14 protein-coding genes are annotated in these 16,826 nt (G+C 60.2%); 2 read left to right on the top strand and 12 right to left on the bottom strand.

Annotated features, from left to right (window positions below):
• The first annotated feature begins 3 nt into the window (after positions 1–3).
• A complete protein-coding gene (gene cobA, locus ACEN93_RS26090) occupies positions 4–756 on the top strand; it encodes a uroporphyrinogen-III C-methyltransferase (protein ID WP_495610675.1) in 753 nt (250 codons plus the stop codon).
• 75 nt (positions 757–831) lie between these two features.
• On the opposite strand, the gene ACEN93_RS26085 is transcribed toward cobA, so the two are convergent.
• The 8 genes from ACEN93_RS26085 to ppsA all read right to left on the bottom strand — a co-directional run bounded on the left by ACEN93_RS26085 (position 832) and on the right by ppsA (position 8,995).
• Entirely contained in the window at positions 832–1,866 is a 1,035-nt protein-coding gene (locus tag ACEN93_RS26085) for an OmpA family protein (RefSeq protein ID WP_011333252.1), read from the bottom strand.
• A gap of 107 nt (positions 1,867–1,973) precedes the next feature.
• On the bottom strand, positions 1,974–2,564 hold the full coding sequence (gene sigX, locus ACEN93_RS26080) for an RNA polymerase sigma factor SigX (protein WP_011333251.1): 591 nt from the start codon (positions 2,562–2,564) through the stop codon (positions 1,974–1,976).
• Between the two features lie 90 nt (positions 2,565–2,654).
• Entirely contained in the window at positions 2,655–3,479 is an 825-nt protein-coding gene (locus tag ACEN93_RS26075; protein WP_007951987.1) for a mechanosensitive ion channel family protein, read from the bottom strand.
• Positions 3,480–3,481: 2 nt separating this feature from the next.
• Positions 3,482–3,730, bottom strand: a complete 249-nt coding sequence (locus ACEN93_RS26070; RefSeq protein WP_007951986.1) for a hypothetical protein — start codon at positions 3,728–3,730, stop codon at positions 3,482–3,484.
• A gap of 63 nt (positions 3,731–3,793) precedes the next feature.
• Positions 3,794–4,789 carry a zinc transporter ZntB gene (locus ACEN93_RS26065; RefSeq protein ID WP_039769992.1) on the bottom strand — a complete coding sequence of 332 codons (996 nt, stop codon included), beginning with the start codon at positions 4,787–4,789 and terminating at the stop codon, positions 3,794–3,796.
• A gap of 24 nt (positions 4,790–4,813) precedes the next feature.
• Entirely contained in the window at positions 4,814–5,305 is a 492-nt protein-coding gene (gene rraA, locus ACEN93_RS26060; protein ID WP_011333248.1) for a ribonuclease E activity regulator RraA, read from the bottom strand.
• 226 nt (positions 5,306–5,531) lie between these two features.
• Positions 5,532–6,521 carry an alpha/beta fold hydrolase gene (locus ACEN93_RS26055; RefSeq protein WP_011333247.1) on the bottom strand — a complete coding sequence of 330 codons (990 nt, stop codon included), beginning with the start codon at positions 6,519–6,521 and terminating at the stop codon, positions 5,532–5,534.
• A 98-nt stretch (positions 6,522–6,619) separates the two neighbouring features.
• A complete protein-coding gene (gene ppsA / locus ACEN93_RS26050) occupies positions 6,620–8,995 on the bottom strand; it encodes a phosphoenolpyruvate synthase (RefSeq protein WP_495610674.1) in 2,376 nt (791 codons plus the stop codon).
• 174 nt (positions 8,996–9,169) lie between these two features.
• Here ppsA and ppsR point away from each other — a divergent pair, with 174 nt between their 5' ends.
• A complete protein-coding gene (ppsR, locus tag ACEN93_RS26045) occupies positions 9,170–9,988 on the top strand; it encodes a posphoenolpyruvate synthetase regulatory kinase/phosphorylase PpsR (protein ID WP_007951980.1) in 819 nt (272 codons plus the stop codon).
• Between the two features lie 134 nt (positions 9,989–10,122).
• Here ppsR and prpD read toward each other — a convergent pair whose 3' ends face one another.
• The 4 genes from prpD to prpC all read right to left on the bottom strand — a co-directional run bounded on the left by prpD (position 10,123) and on the right by prpC (position 16,823).
• A complete protein-coding gene (prpD, locus tag ACEN93_RS26040) occupies positions 10,123–11,607 on the bottom strand; it encodes a 2-methylcitrate dehydratase (protein ID WP_495610673.1) in 1,485 nt (494 codons plus the stop codon).
• A 187-nt stretch (positions 11,608–11,794) separates the two neighbouring features.
• Positions 11,795–12,985, bottom strand: a complete 1,191-nt coding sequence (prpF, locus tag ACEN93_RS26035) for a 2-methylaconitate cis-trans isomerase PrpF (RefSeq protein ID WP_495610672.1) — start codon at positions 12,983–12,985, stop codon at positions 11,795–11,797.
• Positions 12,986–13,039: 54 nt separating this feature from the next.
• Positions 13,040–15,634 (bottom strand): Fe/S-dependent 2-methylisocitrate dehydratase AcnD, encoded by a 2,595-nt coding sequence (gene acnD / locus ACEN93_RS26030; protein WP_074687617.1) that lies wholly within the window; start codon positions 15,632–15,634, stop codon positions 13,040–13,042.
• A 61-nt stretch (positions 15,635–15,695) separates the two neighbouring features.
• Positions 15,696–16,823, bottom strand: a complete 1,128-nt coding sequence (prpC, locus tag ACEN93_RS26025; RefSeq protein ID WP_039769981.1) for a bifunctional 2-methylcitrate synthase/citrate synthase — start codon at positions 16,821–16,823, stop codon at positions 15,696–15,698.
• Positions 16,824–16,826: the final 3 nt, after the last annotated feature.

Genomic DNA, 16,826 nt, shown 5'->3' with positions numbered 1-16,826 from the left:
ACCATGAACGCGAAAGTCTGGCTGGTGGGCGCGGGCCCTGGTGATCCTGAATTGCTGACGCTCAAAGCGGTGCGTGCCTTGCGCGAGGCCGAGGTGGTGCTGATCGACGATCTGGTCAATGAGGCGGTACTTGAGCACTGCCCTGCTGCCCGGATCATTGCCGTCGGCAAACGCGGCGGCTGCCGCTCGACGCCCCAGGCGTTCATCCATCGGCTGATGCTGCGTTATGCCCGTCAGGGCAAATGCGTGGTGCGGCTCAAGGGCGGCGATCCGTGCATTTTCGGGCGTGGGGGTGAGGAAGCGCAGTGGTTGCGCGAGCGCGGGGTCGAGGTGGAACTGGTCAATGGCATCACCGCCGGACTGGCCGGCGCGACCCAGTGTGATATTCCGCTGACATTGCGCGGCGTGGCCCGAGGCGTGACGCTGGTCACGGCCCACACTCAGGACGACAGCCAGTTGAACTGGCGGGCCTTGGCGCAGGGCGGCACGACGCTGGTGATTTACATGGGGGTGGCGAAGCTCGGCGAGATTCGCGAACAGCTGTTGGCAGGAGGGATGGCGGCAGATATGCCAGTGGCGATGATCGAGAATGCTTCATTGCCGGAGCAACGCGAATGCCGCAGCAATCTGACAGCGATGGAAGACGATGCCCTTGGTTTCCAGCTCAGGAGCCCTGCGATTCTGGTCATAGGCGCCGTCGCAGCGGCTGCAACCCTGGTCGATTCGATTCACTGGCCAGCCGACCGGTTGGCCTGAAAATCCCCGGTTTCACCAAATCGCAGGCAAAGAAAAGCCCGGCATAAGCCGGGCTTTTCTCGTAGCGGCAGCTAATTACTTAGCTTGAGCTTCAACCTGCGCTTCTACGCGACGGTTAACAGCGCGGCCAGCTTCAGTTTTGTTGTCAGCAACTGGGCGGGATTCGCCGTAGCCGATCGACTGAACGCGGGACGATTCAACACCGTACTGGTTGGTCAGAACTTGCTTAACGGCGTTTGCACGACGCTCGGACAGTTTCTGGTTGTAAGCGTCAGGACCGACGGAGTCAGTGTGACCTTCAACAGTAGTGGTGGTGGATGGGTACTGCTTCATGAAGTCAGCCAGGTTCTTGATGTCGCCGTAGCTGTTTGGCTTAACAACCGACTTGTCGAAGTCGAACTTCACGTCCAGCTCAACACGAACAACTTCAGCAACTGCTGGGCAGCCATCAGCGTCAACAGTTACGTTGGCTGGGGTGTCCGGGCACTTGTCAACGTTGTCGCAAACGCCGTCGTTGTCGCTGTCGGAGCAGACTTCAGCCGGTGCTGGAACTGGAGCAGCAGCTGGCTTGGAGCCGCCACCGAAGTTCACACCGATACCGACGCTAGGAGCCCACTCGGTGTCGCCCTGGTCGATGTTGTACTGAGCTTCAACGCCAGCACGGGCGTAGAAGTTGTCGGTGAAGTACAGCTTGGCACCAGCGCCCAGGTTGGCGAAGGTGGAACGGTTACGACCGTTCGAACCGTTCTGGTCGATGCTCTGGTCAGAGAAACCGGCCGAAACGTATGGACGCAGCATGTCGCCTGGGTTGTTGAAGTGGTACAGAGCGTCCAGAGCGGTGTTGGCGCCCTTGACGTTCTTGCCATCGTCGGCACGCACGTTGTGCACTTCGTCGTAGCCCAGACGCAGTTCAACGTCGTCGGTCAGGAAGTAACCGATCGAACCGCCGAACAGGTTGCCGTTGTTCTTGAAGTTACGAGCGCTGTCGAATTGTTCTTTCTTTGCGAAGCCTTCGATTTCAACTGCGCCTTGGCCTTGTGCCAGAGCGCCGAAAGAAGTGGCGGCAATCAAAGAACCAATGGCCAAGCCCAAGGTGTTTTTCAGTTTCATCCGTTAAATCCCCATCTGGTGATTGTGAAGCAGTCCCGCAAACCGGGGGACAACTCGGCGGCAAGTCTATCAGAACTTGCCTACACGTAAGAGATATTTGCGCCGAACTAAGTTTCAGCAATGCCTGCAAATTTCTCACGCAATTTATCAAGAGCGCGTTTGTAACGCATTTTTGTCGCACTCAAACCCATGTGCATGATGTCTGCGATCTCCTGAAACTCCAGCTCTGCGACAAATCGTAGCACCAGAATTTCCCTGTCGATCGGGTTCACATACACCAGCCAGCGATCCAGTCCGCCCTTCTCCTCGGGTTTCGGCGCCTTTTCTTCGGACGCTTCCTCGAGGGGGTCAAGACTCAGTGCGTCCATCAAGCGACGCTTTCGCCGTTCCTTCCGATACTGTGTGATGCATTCGTTGTAGGTGATGCTGTATAGCCATGTCTTGAACTTCGATTTCCCCTCGAAGTTCTTCAGGCCGTACAGCACCTTCAACATCACTTCCTGACAGACATCGTCTGCGTCGCGATCGTTCCCAAGATATCGTGCGCACACGTTAAATAATGTCCGCTGGTAACGCCGCATCAGTTCTTCGTAGGCGCGCGTCACGTGAAAAAGCTCGGTATGCGAGCGCGCGACCAACTCCTCATCAGAGAGCTCGCGGGGATCGTAGCGCGTGGATAGCGTTTGGGCTTTATTCAAAACAAGTCGTGCCGACAGTCAGGTCAATGTCCACCGCAGCCAGCGACAGCTGGCATTTTGCGGCGGCATACATTAGCAGGGTTTGCCGGGTTAGCGGCTACTCACATGCTGTTCCAGCAGGATCCGATTGGAGAGAGAGACTAGCTCACCCTCATCGGTCAGCAATGTGGTCTTAACCGTGCCGATCTCTTCGATCTGGCCTTCGACCTCGCCAATACGCACTTGTTGCCCAACCTGATACAACTCACGCACATAGATTCCCGCAAGAATCTGACCGGCAATTTCCCGGCTTCCCAAACCCATGGCCAGCGCAACCGCCAGACCAACGGTAATCAATACGATGACGATCACATGGTTCAGCAGGTCGGTCTTGACCTCCAGCTGACTGATCGCGACCGAAATGCTGATGATGATCACCAGGCCCTGGGCAATTCGCCCAAGTCCTGAAGCGTAGTCCAGGCCTACGCCTTCTGCCGCCCCGCGAACCAGGCCATTGGCCAGTTGTGCGAGCAGGACACCCACCAGCAATACCAGCGCGGCACCGAACACTTTCGGCAAATACAGCGCGAGCATGTCAAGCGTAGCTGAAACTCGCTCAAGTCCAAGGGATTCTGCTGCCGAAACCAGAAAAATCAGCAGAACGAACCAGTAAACGATTTTGCCGATCAACGTGGAGATCGGCACTTGCAGCCCCGCGCGGGACATCAATTTAGTCAGGCCGGTGCCGCCCATCAGGCGATCAAGCCCCAGTTTGGCCAGCAACTTGGAGAGCAAGGTGTCCAGCAGCTTGGCCACGACGAAACCCAAAAGCAGCACAACCAATGCGCCGAACAGGTTAGGAATGAAGTTAGCGACTTTGGTCCACAACGCAGTCATTGCAGTGACGAGGCTCTGAGTCCAGAGATCAAGTTCCATATTCAATCAGCCTTATCAGCAGTGCGAGCGGTAGGTTTACGGAGACGGGAGACCGGCGCGACATGGGCCGAGCCGTTATTCAGGGCGATCATCAGCGCGGGCAGCCAGCGGCCCAGCAGGCTGAACAGATCGCCGGCGCCGACCTGGCGGTTGGCGGTTTTGAGCACGCGACCCAGGCAGGCATCGTCGTCGCGGCTGGACGGCGAAGCGTTGAGCATGTCGCGCAAAGACTGTTCAAACGGATCGTGCATACGCACCTCTCGTGATGTCTGTGAAAGACGCGGGCAAATTTGGTCGGGTCACATGATGCATCGTCAGACCCAGCGCAATCGGCGGAACAACCACCATTGTCCGAACGCCAGGGCGAGCACCGTCAGGCAGGCGATGAGGAAGCCATAAGGGCTGCTGGCGAACGGTATTCCGCCAACGTTTATGCCCAACAGACCGGTAATAAAACTCATCGGCAAGAAGATGCAGGTGATGATCCCGAAGCGATACATCGTGCGATTCATGTGCACGCTCAAGCGCCGGTCTTCGGCCTCCAGCACCAGCCCCACGCGCTCTCGGGTCAATTCGAGCTCTTCGAGATAACGGGTCAGGCTGTTGTTCAATTCGTTCCAGTAGTCGGCATCGTCATCGACGAACCACGGCAGCTTTATCCGCGTCAGCTGTCCGAAAATATCCCGCTGCGGTGCCAGAAAACGCTTCAGTCCGGCGGCCCGGCGACGGATATGCAAAATGGCGCCGTGCTCGGGGGTATACCGTTCGTCGGCATCCAGTTTTTCTTCCTCTTCATCGACCACTTCGGAGAGACAAGTCACCAGATCCTGCACCTTGTTGGTGAGGAATTGCGCCAGATACAGCATCAGTTCGGACGAGGTTTTCGGCCCCTTGCCCTCGGCGAGCATCGCCAGCAACTCGTCGGTGGCGCGCAATGGACGCAAACGCAGGGAAATCACCCGCTGGGCGGAGGCAAAGATCCGCACCGACACCATGTCTTCCGGCTCGGCACCCGGGTTCAGATTGACCCCGCGCAAAAACAGCAGCAGCTCGGAGTCCGGCAGCGGCAACAGGCGTGGGCGGGTATTTTCTTCCAGCAGCAAATCGCAGGTGAACTCGTTGAGCCCACTGGATTTGCGCAGCCAGGTCTGGGTCTGCGGGTGACTGCGATCCCAGTGCAGCCACAGGCTTTCATGAGCCTGCAGTTGCAGATCGTCGAGATCAGTCCGGGCTATCGAACGCGCACCGCCTTTACCGTCCAGCACCAGGGCATGCACCAGCCCCCATTGCGCGTTTTCTTCCTCGAACATCCTCACCCCTGTGGTTACCGCGATTTATTCAGGCATTTTCAGCGGACTTGGCGAGATGATCACGCCATTGTTGTCCGCATAGATGTACTGACCAGGATGGAAGGTCACACCCGCGAAGGTCACCGGCACGTTGAGGTCGCCGAGACCGCGCTTTTCAGTCTTTTTTGGATGGCTGGCCAGGGCCTGAACGCCGAGATCGGTCTGGGCGATGACGTCCACATCACGGATGCAACCGTAGATCACCAGCCCTTCCCAACCGTTTTTCGCGGCTTTCTCGGCGATCATGTCGCCCAGCAGCGCGCAGCGCAGGGAACCACCACCATCGACCACCAGCACCTTGCCGTTGCCCTTGAGCTCGGCTTGTTCCTTGACCAGCGAGTTGTCTTCGAAGCATTTGATGGTCACGATTTCGCCGCCGAACGAATCACGGCCGCCGAAATTGCTGAACATCGGTTCCAGCACCTGAACCAGCTCCGGATAGGCGTCGCACAGGTCAGGCGTAAGGTAATGGTTCATCGAAAAACTCCTGTAACAAGGAAGACGAGCAAGAATGTCGCACTCTTTTGAAACGAGTCCCAACGGTCGCTGTTTACCTTAGCCCATGTCATGGTCGCTGAACGAACCTGAACACAGGCTGAAACGTAATAGCGAAACAGTCACTAAATATGACCAGAACCGTCCAGCGCGTCATATCTTAGCCGCAAGCCGCCCCGAACGAAATGCCCTTTTCAGGGCGCCGCGCTCACACCGCTGCCGCCAGATCCGGCTTCTCGCCGAGCAATGGCGTGTGCTGATCCGCCAACCAACGCGCCACCAGCGGCCAGACCTCGGCCTGCGCCGCTTTGCTGACCAGCATCTCGACATGGCCGAACTGATCGTTGAAACCCTGTTCACGGCCCAAGTTGATGAACTGCTTGTGCTCGGAGCCGATCTGTTCGAACAGTTTCCGGCAGGCCCAGGCCGGATCCTGATGATCCCCCGCCGCGCTTACCGCCAGCACCGGGACCTGCACGTCGGCAAGACCTGCCCACCAATCCTTGTCCTTGTCGCCGAAACGCCCGAACAGTCCGTACCAGCGCATGCTTTCCAGCGCCAGGCCGATCGGCTCGTCCTCGGGGCCGCGCTTGAGTCGCGAGCCGGACAACTGGGCAAAACGCTTGAGAATGAAGCGCCCGCTCCACTCCACCGGCGGAATCTTCAGCGGCCAATAGGTGCGGCTGACCTGGGTGCCGAAAAACGCCGCCGACGCCACCGCCGGCTCACCGAGGTATTCGCCGCCCAGCGCAGCCGCCAACGTGATGCCACCCAGCGAGTGACCGATCCAATGCGGAATCTGCCCGCTCTGCTCACGGACGAACGCGGCAATCGCCGGCAGATCGTAACGGGCATAGTCGGCGACCCGGTTGCGGCGGTAGTCCTCGTTGCGCTGGGACAGACCGTGACCACGCATTTCCGGGATCCACACATCGAAACCCAGACGCGTCAGATACGCGCCCAGACCCAGCCCCTTCGGCGAGAACCAGAAGCGCCGATTGGAAAAACTGCCGTGCAGCAAGATCACCGGCACGCCGCGCGACGCCGGCTCATCGGCCATGCCGAGCCGGGTCACCGCGATTTCCACGGACCAGTCAGGGCTGTTGCCCGGTTTCAAACGGTAAACGTCTTCGCTCAGATCACCGCGTCGCTCGGCGCTGATCAGGGCGACAGGAAATAAGTTGCTGCTGCTTTGCATAATGCTCTTGCACAAAAAAGGGCGGCATCCGGAGAGCTCGCCCTACTTCAATCTTAAAGCCCTGACCCGACTCAACGGGCCGGGGCTTCATTCACGGCTTATTCCGCCGCCTGGCCTTCGGCAAGGAAGAACCAGGTTTCCAGCACGGTGTCCGGGTTCAGCGACACGCTTTCGATGCCCTGCTCCATCAGCCACTTGGCCAGGTCCGGGTGGTCCGAAGGGCCCTGACCGCAGATACCGATGTACTTGCCGACCTTGTTGCACGCGGCAATCGCGTTGGCCAGCAGCTTCTTGACCGCCGGATTACGCTCGTCGAACAGGTGCGCGATGATCCCGGAGTCACGGTCCAGACCCAATGTCAGCTGAGTCAGGTCGTTGGAGCCGATCGAGAAACCGTCGAAGAATTCGAGGAATTCTTCAGCCAGGATCGCGTTGGATGGCAGTTCGCACATCATGATCACGCGCAGGCCGTTGTCGCCACGCTTGAGGCCATTCTCGGCCAGCAGATCGACCACCTGGCTGGCTTCGCCGAGGGTACGGACGAACGGCACCATGATTTCGACGTTGGTCAGGCCCATCTCGTTGCGCACGCGCTTCAGCGCACGGCACTCGAGTTCGAAGCAGTCACGGAACGATTCGCTGATGTAACGCGAAGCGCCACGGAAGCCCAGCATCGGGTTTTCTTCTTCCGGCTCGTAGAGTTTGCCGCCGATCAGGTTGGCGTATTCGTTGGACTTGAAGTCCGACAGACGCACGATGACCTTCTTCGGTGCGAACGCAGCGGCCAGGGTGCTGATGCCTTCAACCAGTTTCTCGACATAGAAGCCGACCGGATCGTCGTAACCGGCGATGCGCTTGTCGACGCTTTCCTTGATGTCCTGTGGCAGGCCGTCGTAGTTCAACAGCGCTTTCGGGTGTACACCGATCATGCGGTTGATGATGAATTCCAGACGGGCCAGGCCCACACCGGCGTTCGGCAGCTGCGCGAAGTCGAAGGCGCGGTCCGGGTTGCCGACGTTCATCATGATCTTGAACGGCAGCTCCGGCATGGCGTCGACGGAGTTCTTCTTGATGTCGAAGCCCAGTTCGCCTTCGAAGATGTAACCGGTGTCGCCTTCGGCACAGGACACGGTCACGCCCTGGCCATCCTTCAGCAGTTGGGTGGCGTTACCGCAACCGACAACAGCAGGAATACCCAGCTCACGGGCGATGATCGCCGCGTGGCAGGTACGGCCGCCACGGTTGGTGACGATGGCGCTGGCGCGCTTCATGACCGGTTCCCAGTCCGGGTCGGTCATGTCGGAAACCAGCACGTCGCCCGGCTGGACTTTGTCCATCTCGGAGACGTCCTTGATGATCCGCACCTTGCCGGCGCCGATGCGCTGGCCGATGGCACGACCTTCCACCAGCACGGTGCCGGTTTCTTTCAGCAGGTAACGTTCCATGACGTTGGCCTGGGTGCGGCTCTTCACGGTTTCCGGACGGGCCTGCACGATGTACAGCTTGCCGTCGTCACCGTCCTTGGCCCACTCGATGTCCATCGGGCAGCCATAGTGCTTCTCGATGATCATCGCCTGCTTGGCCAGCTCGCCGACTTCAGCGTCGGTCAGGCAGAAACGCGCGCGCTCGGCCTTGTCGACATCAACGGTTTTCACGGAACGACCGGCCTTGGCCTCGTCACCGTAGATCATCTTGATGGCCTTGCTGCCCAGGTTGCGGCGCAGGATTGCCGGGCGACCGGCTTCCAGGGTGCCCTTGTGGACATAGAATTCGTCCGGGTTCACCGCGCCTTGTACGACGGTTTCGCCCAGGCCGTAGGCGCCGGTGATGAACACCACGTCACGGAAGCCGGATTCGGTATCGAGGGTGAACATCACGCCGGCGGTGCCGGTTTCCGAACGCACCATGCGCTGCACGCCCGCCGACAGGGCGACCAGTTTGTGGTCGAAGCCCTGGTGCACGCGGTAGGAAATGGCACGGTCGTTGAACAGGGAAGCGAACACCTCCTTGGCCGCACGGATGACGTTTTCCACGCCACGGATGTTCAGGAAGGTTTCCTGCTGACCGGCGAACGAAGCGTCCGGCAGGTCTTCGGCGGTGGCGGAGGAACGCACGGCCACGGCCACGTCAGGATTACCGGCCGACAACGCGGCGAACGCGGTGCGGATCTCGGTGTTCAGTTTTTCAGGGAATTCGGCTTCCATGATCCATTGGCGGATCTGGGCGCCGGTCTTGGCCAGGGCATTGACGTCATCGACGTCCAGCGCATCAAGGGCCTTGTGGATCTGATCGTTCAGACCGCTCAGTTCCAGGAAGTCGCGATAGGCTTGCGCCGTGGTGGCGAAGCCGCCGGGGACCGAAACACCGGCACCGGCCAGGTTACTGATCATCTCGCCCAGGGATGCGTTCTTGCCCCCCACATGCTCAACATCGTGTTTGCCGAGCTTATCGAGGGAAACTACGTACTCTACCAAGGTGATCTCTCCACTAACTGTGTTGGAAAAGCTCAGAAACCGGCGGCTCGGGGGAGCGTTGGCCGGCTGTATGGCCTGGACCTGGAAAATAAGTGAGAATGCGGGCCAATGGCGGCCGACAAATCGCGCCTATCATATCCAGAAATGCTCATTAGCTTAAGGCCCAAGGTGCAAATGAAACGATCTGCTTTCTTTATCTCCGATGGCACCGGTATCACCGCCGAAACCCTGGGTCAAAGCCTTCTGGCGCAGTTCGAAAACATTACCTTCAGCAAATTCACGCGCCCCTACATCGACAGCGTTGAAAAAGCGCGGGCCATGGTACAACAAATCAACAAAGCCGCTGAAACCGACGGTTTCCGGCCGATTATCTTCGACACCATCGTCAATCAGGACATTCGTGAGATTCTCGCAACCTCCAATGGTTTCATGATCGACATCTTCTCGACGTTTCTCGCCCCGCTCGAGCAGGAACTGACCGAGCATTCTTCCTACACCGTCGGCAAGTCCCACTCCATCGGTCACAACTCCAATTACATGGAGCGGATCGAGGCGGTGAACTTCGCCCTCGACAACGACGACGGCGCCCGCACCCACTATTACGACAAGGCCGATCTGATACTAGTGGGCGTGTCGCGTTGTGGTAAGACGCCGACGTGCCTGTACATGGCGATGCAATTCGGCATCCGCGCGGCCAACTACCCGCTGACCGAAGACGACATGGAACGCCTGCAACTGCCGGCCGCCCTGCGCGCCCACCAGCACAAGCTGTTCGGCCTGACCATCGACCCGGACCGCCTCACCGCGATCCGCAACGAACGCAAGCCCAACAGCCGTTACTCGAGTTACGCCCAGTGCGAGTTCGAAGTGCGCGAAGTGGAAAACCTGTTCCGCCGCGAGAACATCCCGAACATCAACTCCACGCATTTCTCCGTTGAAGAAATCTCCGCGAAGATCCTCGTGGAAAAAGGCGTCGAGCGGCGCTTCAAATAGCTCTGCGGTGTCTGATCTGACGCCTTCGCGGGCAAGCCCGGCTCCCACAGGTGTCGTGGCGTTTGCAAAAATTGCATCCGACACAAAACCCTGTGGGAGCGTGGCTTGCCCGCGAAGAACGATAACGCGGCCCCTCAGATCACAAACAAATCGACAAACCGGTGCACCGGCGTGGCCTCGAGCCGCGCCTGATCCTTGCACAACACCAGAATCTCCCCGCTGCGCTGCCCGGTGAAGCGGGTCGCCAGATTTGCCCGGAATTTGTCCTCCAGCAACGGAATACCCTCGGCGCGACGCCGGCGATGGCCGATCGGGTACTCCACCACCACGTTTTCCGTGCTCGAACCGTCCTTGAAAAACACCTGCACCGCATTGGCGATCGAGCGCTTGTCGGCCTCCAGGTATTCGCGGGTGAAACGCGGATCTTCGACGATGACCATTTTCTCGCGCAGCACATCGATGACCGGATGGGCCTTATGGAAATCGTCTTCGTACTGCTCGGCCACCAGATTGCCGAACGCCAGCGGCACGGCGGTCATGTACTGGAGGCAGTGATCGCGGTCGGCAGCATTGGCCAGCGGCCCGACCTTGGAAATGATGCGAATCGCCGATTCGTGGGTGGTGATGACGATCCGGTCGATCTCATGCAGACGGTTGCGCACCTGCGGGTGCAGGGTCACGGCGGCTTCGCAGGCGGTTTGCGCGTGGAATTCGGCGGGGAAGCTGATTTTGAACAGCACGTTCTCCATCACGTAGCTGCCGAACGGTCGCGAAAAGCTGAAGGCGCGCTTGTCTTCAGGCTTGAGTGCCAGATCATTGTTGGTGTGGCTGAACAGAACGTCGTAAAAGCCCCACTGTCTGGCACTCAAGACGCCGGGAATGCCCATTTCGCCGCGCATCGCGATATCCGCCAGCCGCACGCCCCGGCTCGACGCATCCCCCGCCGCCCAGGATTTTCGCGAACCGGCGTTCGGCGCATGGCGGTACGTGCGCAACGCCTGACCGTCGGCGAACGTATGGGACAACGCCGATAACAGCTGCTCACGGTTGGCGCCCATCAGTTTGGCGGTCACGGCAGTCGAGGCCACTTTCACCAGAATGACGTGGTCGAGGCCTACACGATTGAAGGAGTTTTCCAGAGCGATCACGCCTTGAATCTCGTGGGCCATGATCATGGCTTCGAGTACATCATGCATGGTCAGCGGCGCTTCACCGTTGGCCAGACGCTTTTGCGACAGGTGATCGGCCACCGCGAGAATCCCGCCGAGGTTATCCGACGGATGGCCCCATTCCGCGGCGAGCCAGGTGTCGTTGTAATCGAGCCAGCGCACGATGCAGCCGATGTCCCACGCGGCTTTCACCGGGTCGAGGCGATAGGAGGTGCCAGGGACCCGCGCGCCGAATGGGACGACGGTGCCTTCGACCATCGGGCCAAGGTGTTTGGTGCATTCGGGAAAGCGCAGGGCCAGCAGGCCGCAGCCCAGGGTGTCCATCAGGCAATTGCGGGCGGTGTCGAGGGCTTCGGCGGATGTGATTTTGTAGCTGAGGACGTAATCGGCAATGTCCTGCAGGACACGGTCGTAGTCGGGGCGGTTGTTCAGGTCGACGTTGGCGCTCATGTTCGATTCACTCTTGAAAGTGGTTCGTTGATGGGACCTCGGTTCAGGACTAATTTTCTTCTTATTGAAATGCAGACAACTGTGGGAGCGAGCCTGCTCGCGATTGCGGTTTATCAGCCGACATCAATCCTGAATGTCAGTCCGTCATCGCGAGCAGGCTCGCTCCCACATGTGCTCGGTGTCGGGATCAGAAAGAGTCGCCAGGAACGCGGACGTAACCTTCCATCAGGACGCGCGCACTTCGGCTCATGATCGCCTTCTTCACCACCCACTCACCATTTTCCAGGCTGGCTTCTGCGCCAACACGCAACGTCCCGGACGGATGCCCGAACCGCACCGCATTCCGCTCCACACCACCAGCCGCCAGATTCACCAAAGTGCCCGAGATGGCTGCTGCGGTGCCAATCGCCACCGCCGCCGTCCCCATCATCGCGTGGTGCAGCTTGCCCATCGATAACGCCCGCACCAGCAAATCCACATCCCCGGCGCCAATGGCTTTGCCGCTGGACGCGACGTAATCCGCAGGCTTGGCGACAAACGCAACCTTCGGTGTGTGCTGACGCTTGGCCGCTTCATCCAGACTGGAAATCAGCCCCATGCGCAAAGCACCGTAGGCACGAATGGCCTCGAACATCTGCAACGCTTTCGGATCGCTGTTGATCGCGCCCTGCAGTTCGGTGCCGGTGTAGCCGATGTCTTCGGCGTTGACGAAGATCGTCGGGATCCCCGCGTTGATCATGGTCGCCATGAAGGTGCCGGCACCCGGTACTTCCAGCTCGTCGATCAGGTTGCCGGTGGGGAACATCGAGCCACCGCCGCCCTCTTCTTCCGCCGCCGGATCCATGAATTCGACCTGGACTTCGGCAGCCGGGAAGGTCACGCCGTCGAGTTCGAAATCACCGGTTTCCTGAACTTCGCCATTGGTGATCGGCACGTGGGCAATGATGGTTTTGCCGATATTGGCCTGCCACACGCGAACCACCGCCACGCCGTTGTGCGGAATGCGGCTGGCGTCCACAAGACCGTTGCTGATGGCGAACGAACCGACCGCCGCCGACAGGTTGCCGCAGTTGCCGCTCCAATCCACGAAGGGCTTGTCGATGGACACCTGACCGAACAGGTAATCGACGTCGTGATCGGCCTTGATGCTTTTCGACAGGATCACGGTTTTGCTGGTGCTGGACGTGGCGCCGCCCATGCCGTCGATCTGCTTGTCGTACGGATCGGGGCTGCCGATGACCCGCAGCAACAGCGCATCGCGGGCCGGACCGGGAATCTGCGCGGCTTCGGGCAGGTCCTTGAGGCTGAAAAACACGCCTTTGCTGGTGCCACCACGCATGTAGGTGGCGGGGATTCTTATTTGCGGTGCGTGAGCCATGGTGCTCCTTATCAGCAAACGCGGATCAACCGACCCGCGTTCGCACTACGTGGTTTAAACGGCAACCGCCGACTCTTCGAGGAAGTCCTGAGCGAAGCGCTGCAACACCCCGCCAGCCTCATAGATCGACACTTCTTCAGCGGTGTCGAGACGGCAGGTCACCGGCACGTCGACACGCTCGCCGTTCTTGCGATGGATCACCAGCGTCAGGTCGGCACGCGGCGTGCGCTCGCCGATCACGTCGTAGGTTTCGCTGCCGTCGATACCCAGGGTCTTGCGGTCGGTGCCCGGTTTGAACTCCAGCGGCAACACGCCCATGCCCACCAGGTTGGTGCGGTGAATGCGCTCGAAACCTTCGGCGGCGATCGCTTCCACACCCGCCAGCCGCACGCCTTTCGCCGCCCAGTCGCGGGACGAACCCTGGCCGTAGTCGGCGCCGGCGATGATGATCAGCGGCTGCTTGCGCTCCATGTAGGTTTCGATGGCTTCCCACATGCGCATCACTTGGCCTTCCGGCTCGACACGGGCCAGCGAACCCTGTTTGACCTTGCCGTTTTCCACGACCATTTCGTTGAACAATTTCGGGTTGGCAAACGTCGCGCGCTGCGCGGTCAGGTGGTCGCCACGGTGGGTCGCGTAAGAGTTGAAGTCCTCTTCCGGCAGGCCCATTTTCGCCAGGTATTCGCCGGCGGCGCTGTCGAGCATGATCGCGTTCGAAGGAGACAGGTGATCGGTGGTGATGTTGTCCGGCAATACCGCCAACGGACGCATGCCCTTGAGCGGCCGCGCCCCGGCCAACGCGCCCTCCCAGTACGGCGGACGGCGGATGTAGGTGCTCATTTCGCGCCAGTCGTACAGCGGCGTTACTTTCGGGCCGGTGTCTTCATGGATGGCGAACATCGGGATGTAGACCTGACGGAACTGCTCGGGCTTGACCGAGGATTTCACCACCGCGTCGATTTCTTCGTCGCTCGGCCAGATGTCTTTAAGGCGGATTTCCTTGCCGTCGACCACGCCCAGCACATCTTTTTCGATGTCGAAACGGATGGTGCCAGCAATCGCGTAAGCCACCACCAGCGGCGGCGAAGCGAGGAACGCCTGCTTGGCGTACGGGTGAATCCGGCCGTCGAAGTTGCGGTTGCCGGACAGCACAGCGGTGGCGTACAGATCGCGGTCGATGATCTCTTGCTGGATCACCGGATCCAGCGCGCCGGACATGCCGTTGCAGGTGGTGCAGGCAAACGCGACGACGCCGAAACCGAGCTGCTCCAGTTCCGTGGTCAGCCCCGCTTCATCGAGGTACAGCGCCACGGTTTTCGAGCCCGGCGCCAGCGACGACTTGACCCACGGCTTGCGGGTCAGCCCGAGCTTGTTGGCATTGCGCGCCAGCAGGCCGGCGGCGATCACGTTGCGCGGGTTGCTGGTGTTGGTGCAACTGGTGATGGCGGCGATGATCACCGCGCCGTCAGGCATTTGCCCCGGCACGTCCTGCCACTGGCCGGCGATGCCTTTGGCGGCCAGATCCGAGACCGCCACACGGGCATGCGGGTTGCTCGGGCCGGCCATGTTGCGCACCACCGAAGACAGGTCGAAGGTCAGACCACGCTCGTATTGCGCGCCTTTCAGGCTGTCGGCCCAGAGACCGATCTGCTTGGCGTATTGCTCGACAAGTTGCACTTGCTGGTCTTCGCGACCGGTGAGTTTCAGGTAATCGATGGTCTGCTGGTCGATGTAGAACATCGCCGCCGTGGCGCCGTATTCCGGGGCCATGTTGGAGATGGTCGCGCGGTCGCCGAGGGTCAGTGCCGAAGCACCTTCGCCGAAGAACTCCAGCCATGCGCCCACGACTTTCTGTTTGCGCAGGTATTCGGTCAGGGCCAGCACCATGTCGGTGGCGGTGATGCCCGGTTGCAGCTTGCCGGTCAGTTCGACGCCGACGCTTTCCGGCAGGCGCATCCACGATGCGCGGCCGAGCATCACGCTTTCAGCTTCGAGACCACCGACGCCGATGGCAATCACGCCCAGCGCATCGACGTGCGGGGTATGGCTGTCAGTGCCGACGCAGGTATCCGGGAACGCCACGCCGTCGCGCACCTGGATCACCGGCGACATTTTCTCCAGGTTGATCTGGTGCATGATGCCGTTGCCCGGCGGGATCACGTCGACGTTCTTGAACGCCTTCTTGGTCCAGTTGATGAAGTGGAAGCGGTCTTCGTTTCGACGGTCTTCGATGGCGCGGTTCTTCTCGAAGGCCTGCTTGTCAAAGCCGCCCGCTTCCACCGCCAGCGAGTGGTCGACGATCAGTTGCGTCGGCACCACCGGGTTGACCTGCGCCGGATCGCCGCCCTGCTGGGCAATCGCGTCGCGCAGGCCGGCCAGGTCCACCAGTGCGGTCTGGCCAAGAATGTCGTGGCACACCACGCGGGCCGGGAACCACGGGAAGTCGAGGTCGCGTTTGCGCTCGATCAGTTGTTTCAGGGAATCGGTGAGCGTGGCCGGGTCGCAGCGACGCACGAGGTTTTCCGCCAGCACGCGAGAGGTGTACGGCAGGGTGTCGTAGCTGCCGGGCTGGATCCCATCGACAGCCGCGCGGACGTCGAAAAAGTCCAGCGGCGTGCCGGGCAGGTTCTTGCGAAATTCTGTGTTCATCGGTCAGGACTCGGTCACGGTAGTTTCAAAGAGGGGGCGCCTGTGCCGGCGCCCTCCCCGGTCAGCGCTGTTCGATTGGCACGAACTTGCGCTGTTCGACGCCGGTGTACTCGGCGCTTGGACGGATGATGCGGTTGTTGGCGCGCTGTTCGAATACGTGCGCCGCCCAGCCGGTCAGGCGCGAGCAGACGAAGATCGGGGTGAACAGCTTGGTCGGAATGCCCATGAAGTGGTACGCCGAGGCATGGTAGAAGTCGGCGTTGGGGAACAGTTTTTTCTGTTCCCACATGGTCTTGTCGATGGCTTCGGAAACCGCGAACAACACCTTGTCGCCCACTTCGTCGGCGAGTTTTTTCGACCAGCCCTTGATCACCTCGTTGCGCGGATCGCTGTCCTTATAGATCGCGTGGCCGAAGCCCATGATCTTGTCCTTGCGCTCGAGCATGCCGAGGGTGCCCTTGATCGCTTCTTCCGGCGACGAGAAGCGCTCGATCATTTCCATCGCCGCTTCGTTGGCGCCACCGTGCAGCGGGCCGCGCAAGGAACCGATGGCCGCCGTGACGCAGGAATACAGATCGGACAGGGTCGAAGCGCACACCCGAGCGGTGAAGGTCGAGGCGTTGAATTCGTGCTCGGCGTAGAGGATCAGCGACACGTTCATCACTTTGACGTGCAGTTCGCTCGGCTTCTTGTCGTGCAGCAGGTGCAGGAAGTGGCCGCCGATGGACTGTTCGTCCGTCACGCAATTGATGCGTTTGCCGTCGTGGCTGAAGCGATACCAGTAGCACATGATCGCCGGGAACGCGGCCAGCAGGCGGTCGGTCTTGTCGCGTTGCTCGGAGAAGTCTTTCTCCGGCTCGATGTTGCCCAGGAACGAGCATCCGGTGCGCATCACGTCCATCGGGTGGGCGTCGGCGGGGATGCGTTCCAGCACTTCTTTCAGCGCTTGTGGCAGGTCACGCAGCTTGCTGAGTTTGCTCTGGTAGTCGGCGAGTTGCGCCTTGGTCGGCAGTTCTCCGTAGAGCAGCAGGTACGCCACTTCTTCAAATTGTGCGTCTGCTGCCAGTTCGCGCACGTCGTAGCCGCGATAGGTCAGCCCGGCACCGGCCTGGCCCACGGTGGACAGTGCGGTTTGCCCGGCAACCTGGCCCCGGAGCCCGGCGCCACTGAGTACTTTTGCTTCGGCCATTGT

The sequence above is a fragment of the Pseudomonas sp. Pseusp21 genome (assembly GCF_059492145.1).
The sequence above is the reverse complement of the archived record's forward strand: the minus strand, read 5'-3'. Positions and strand labels throughout refer to the sequence as shown.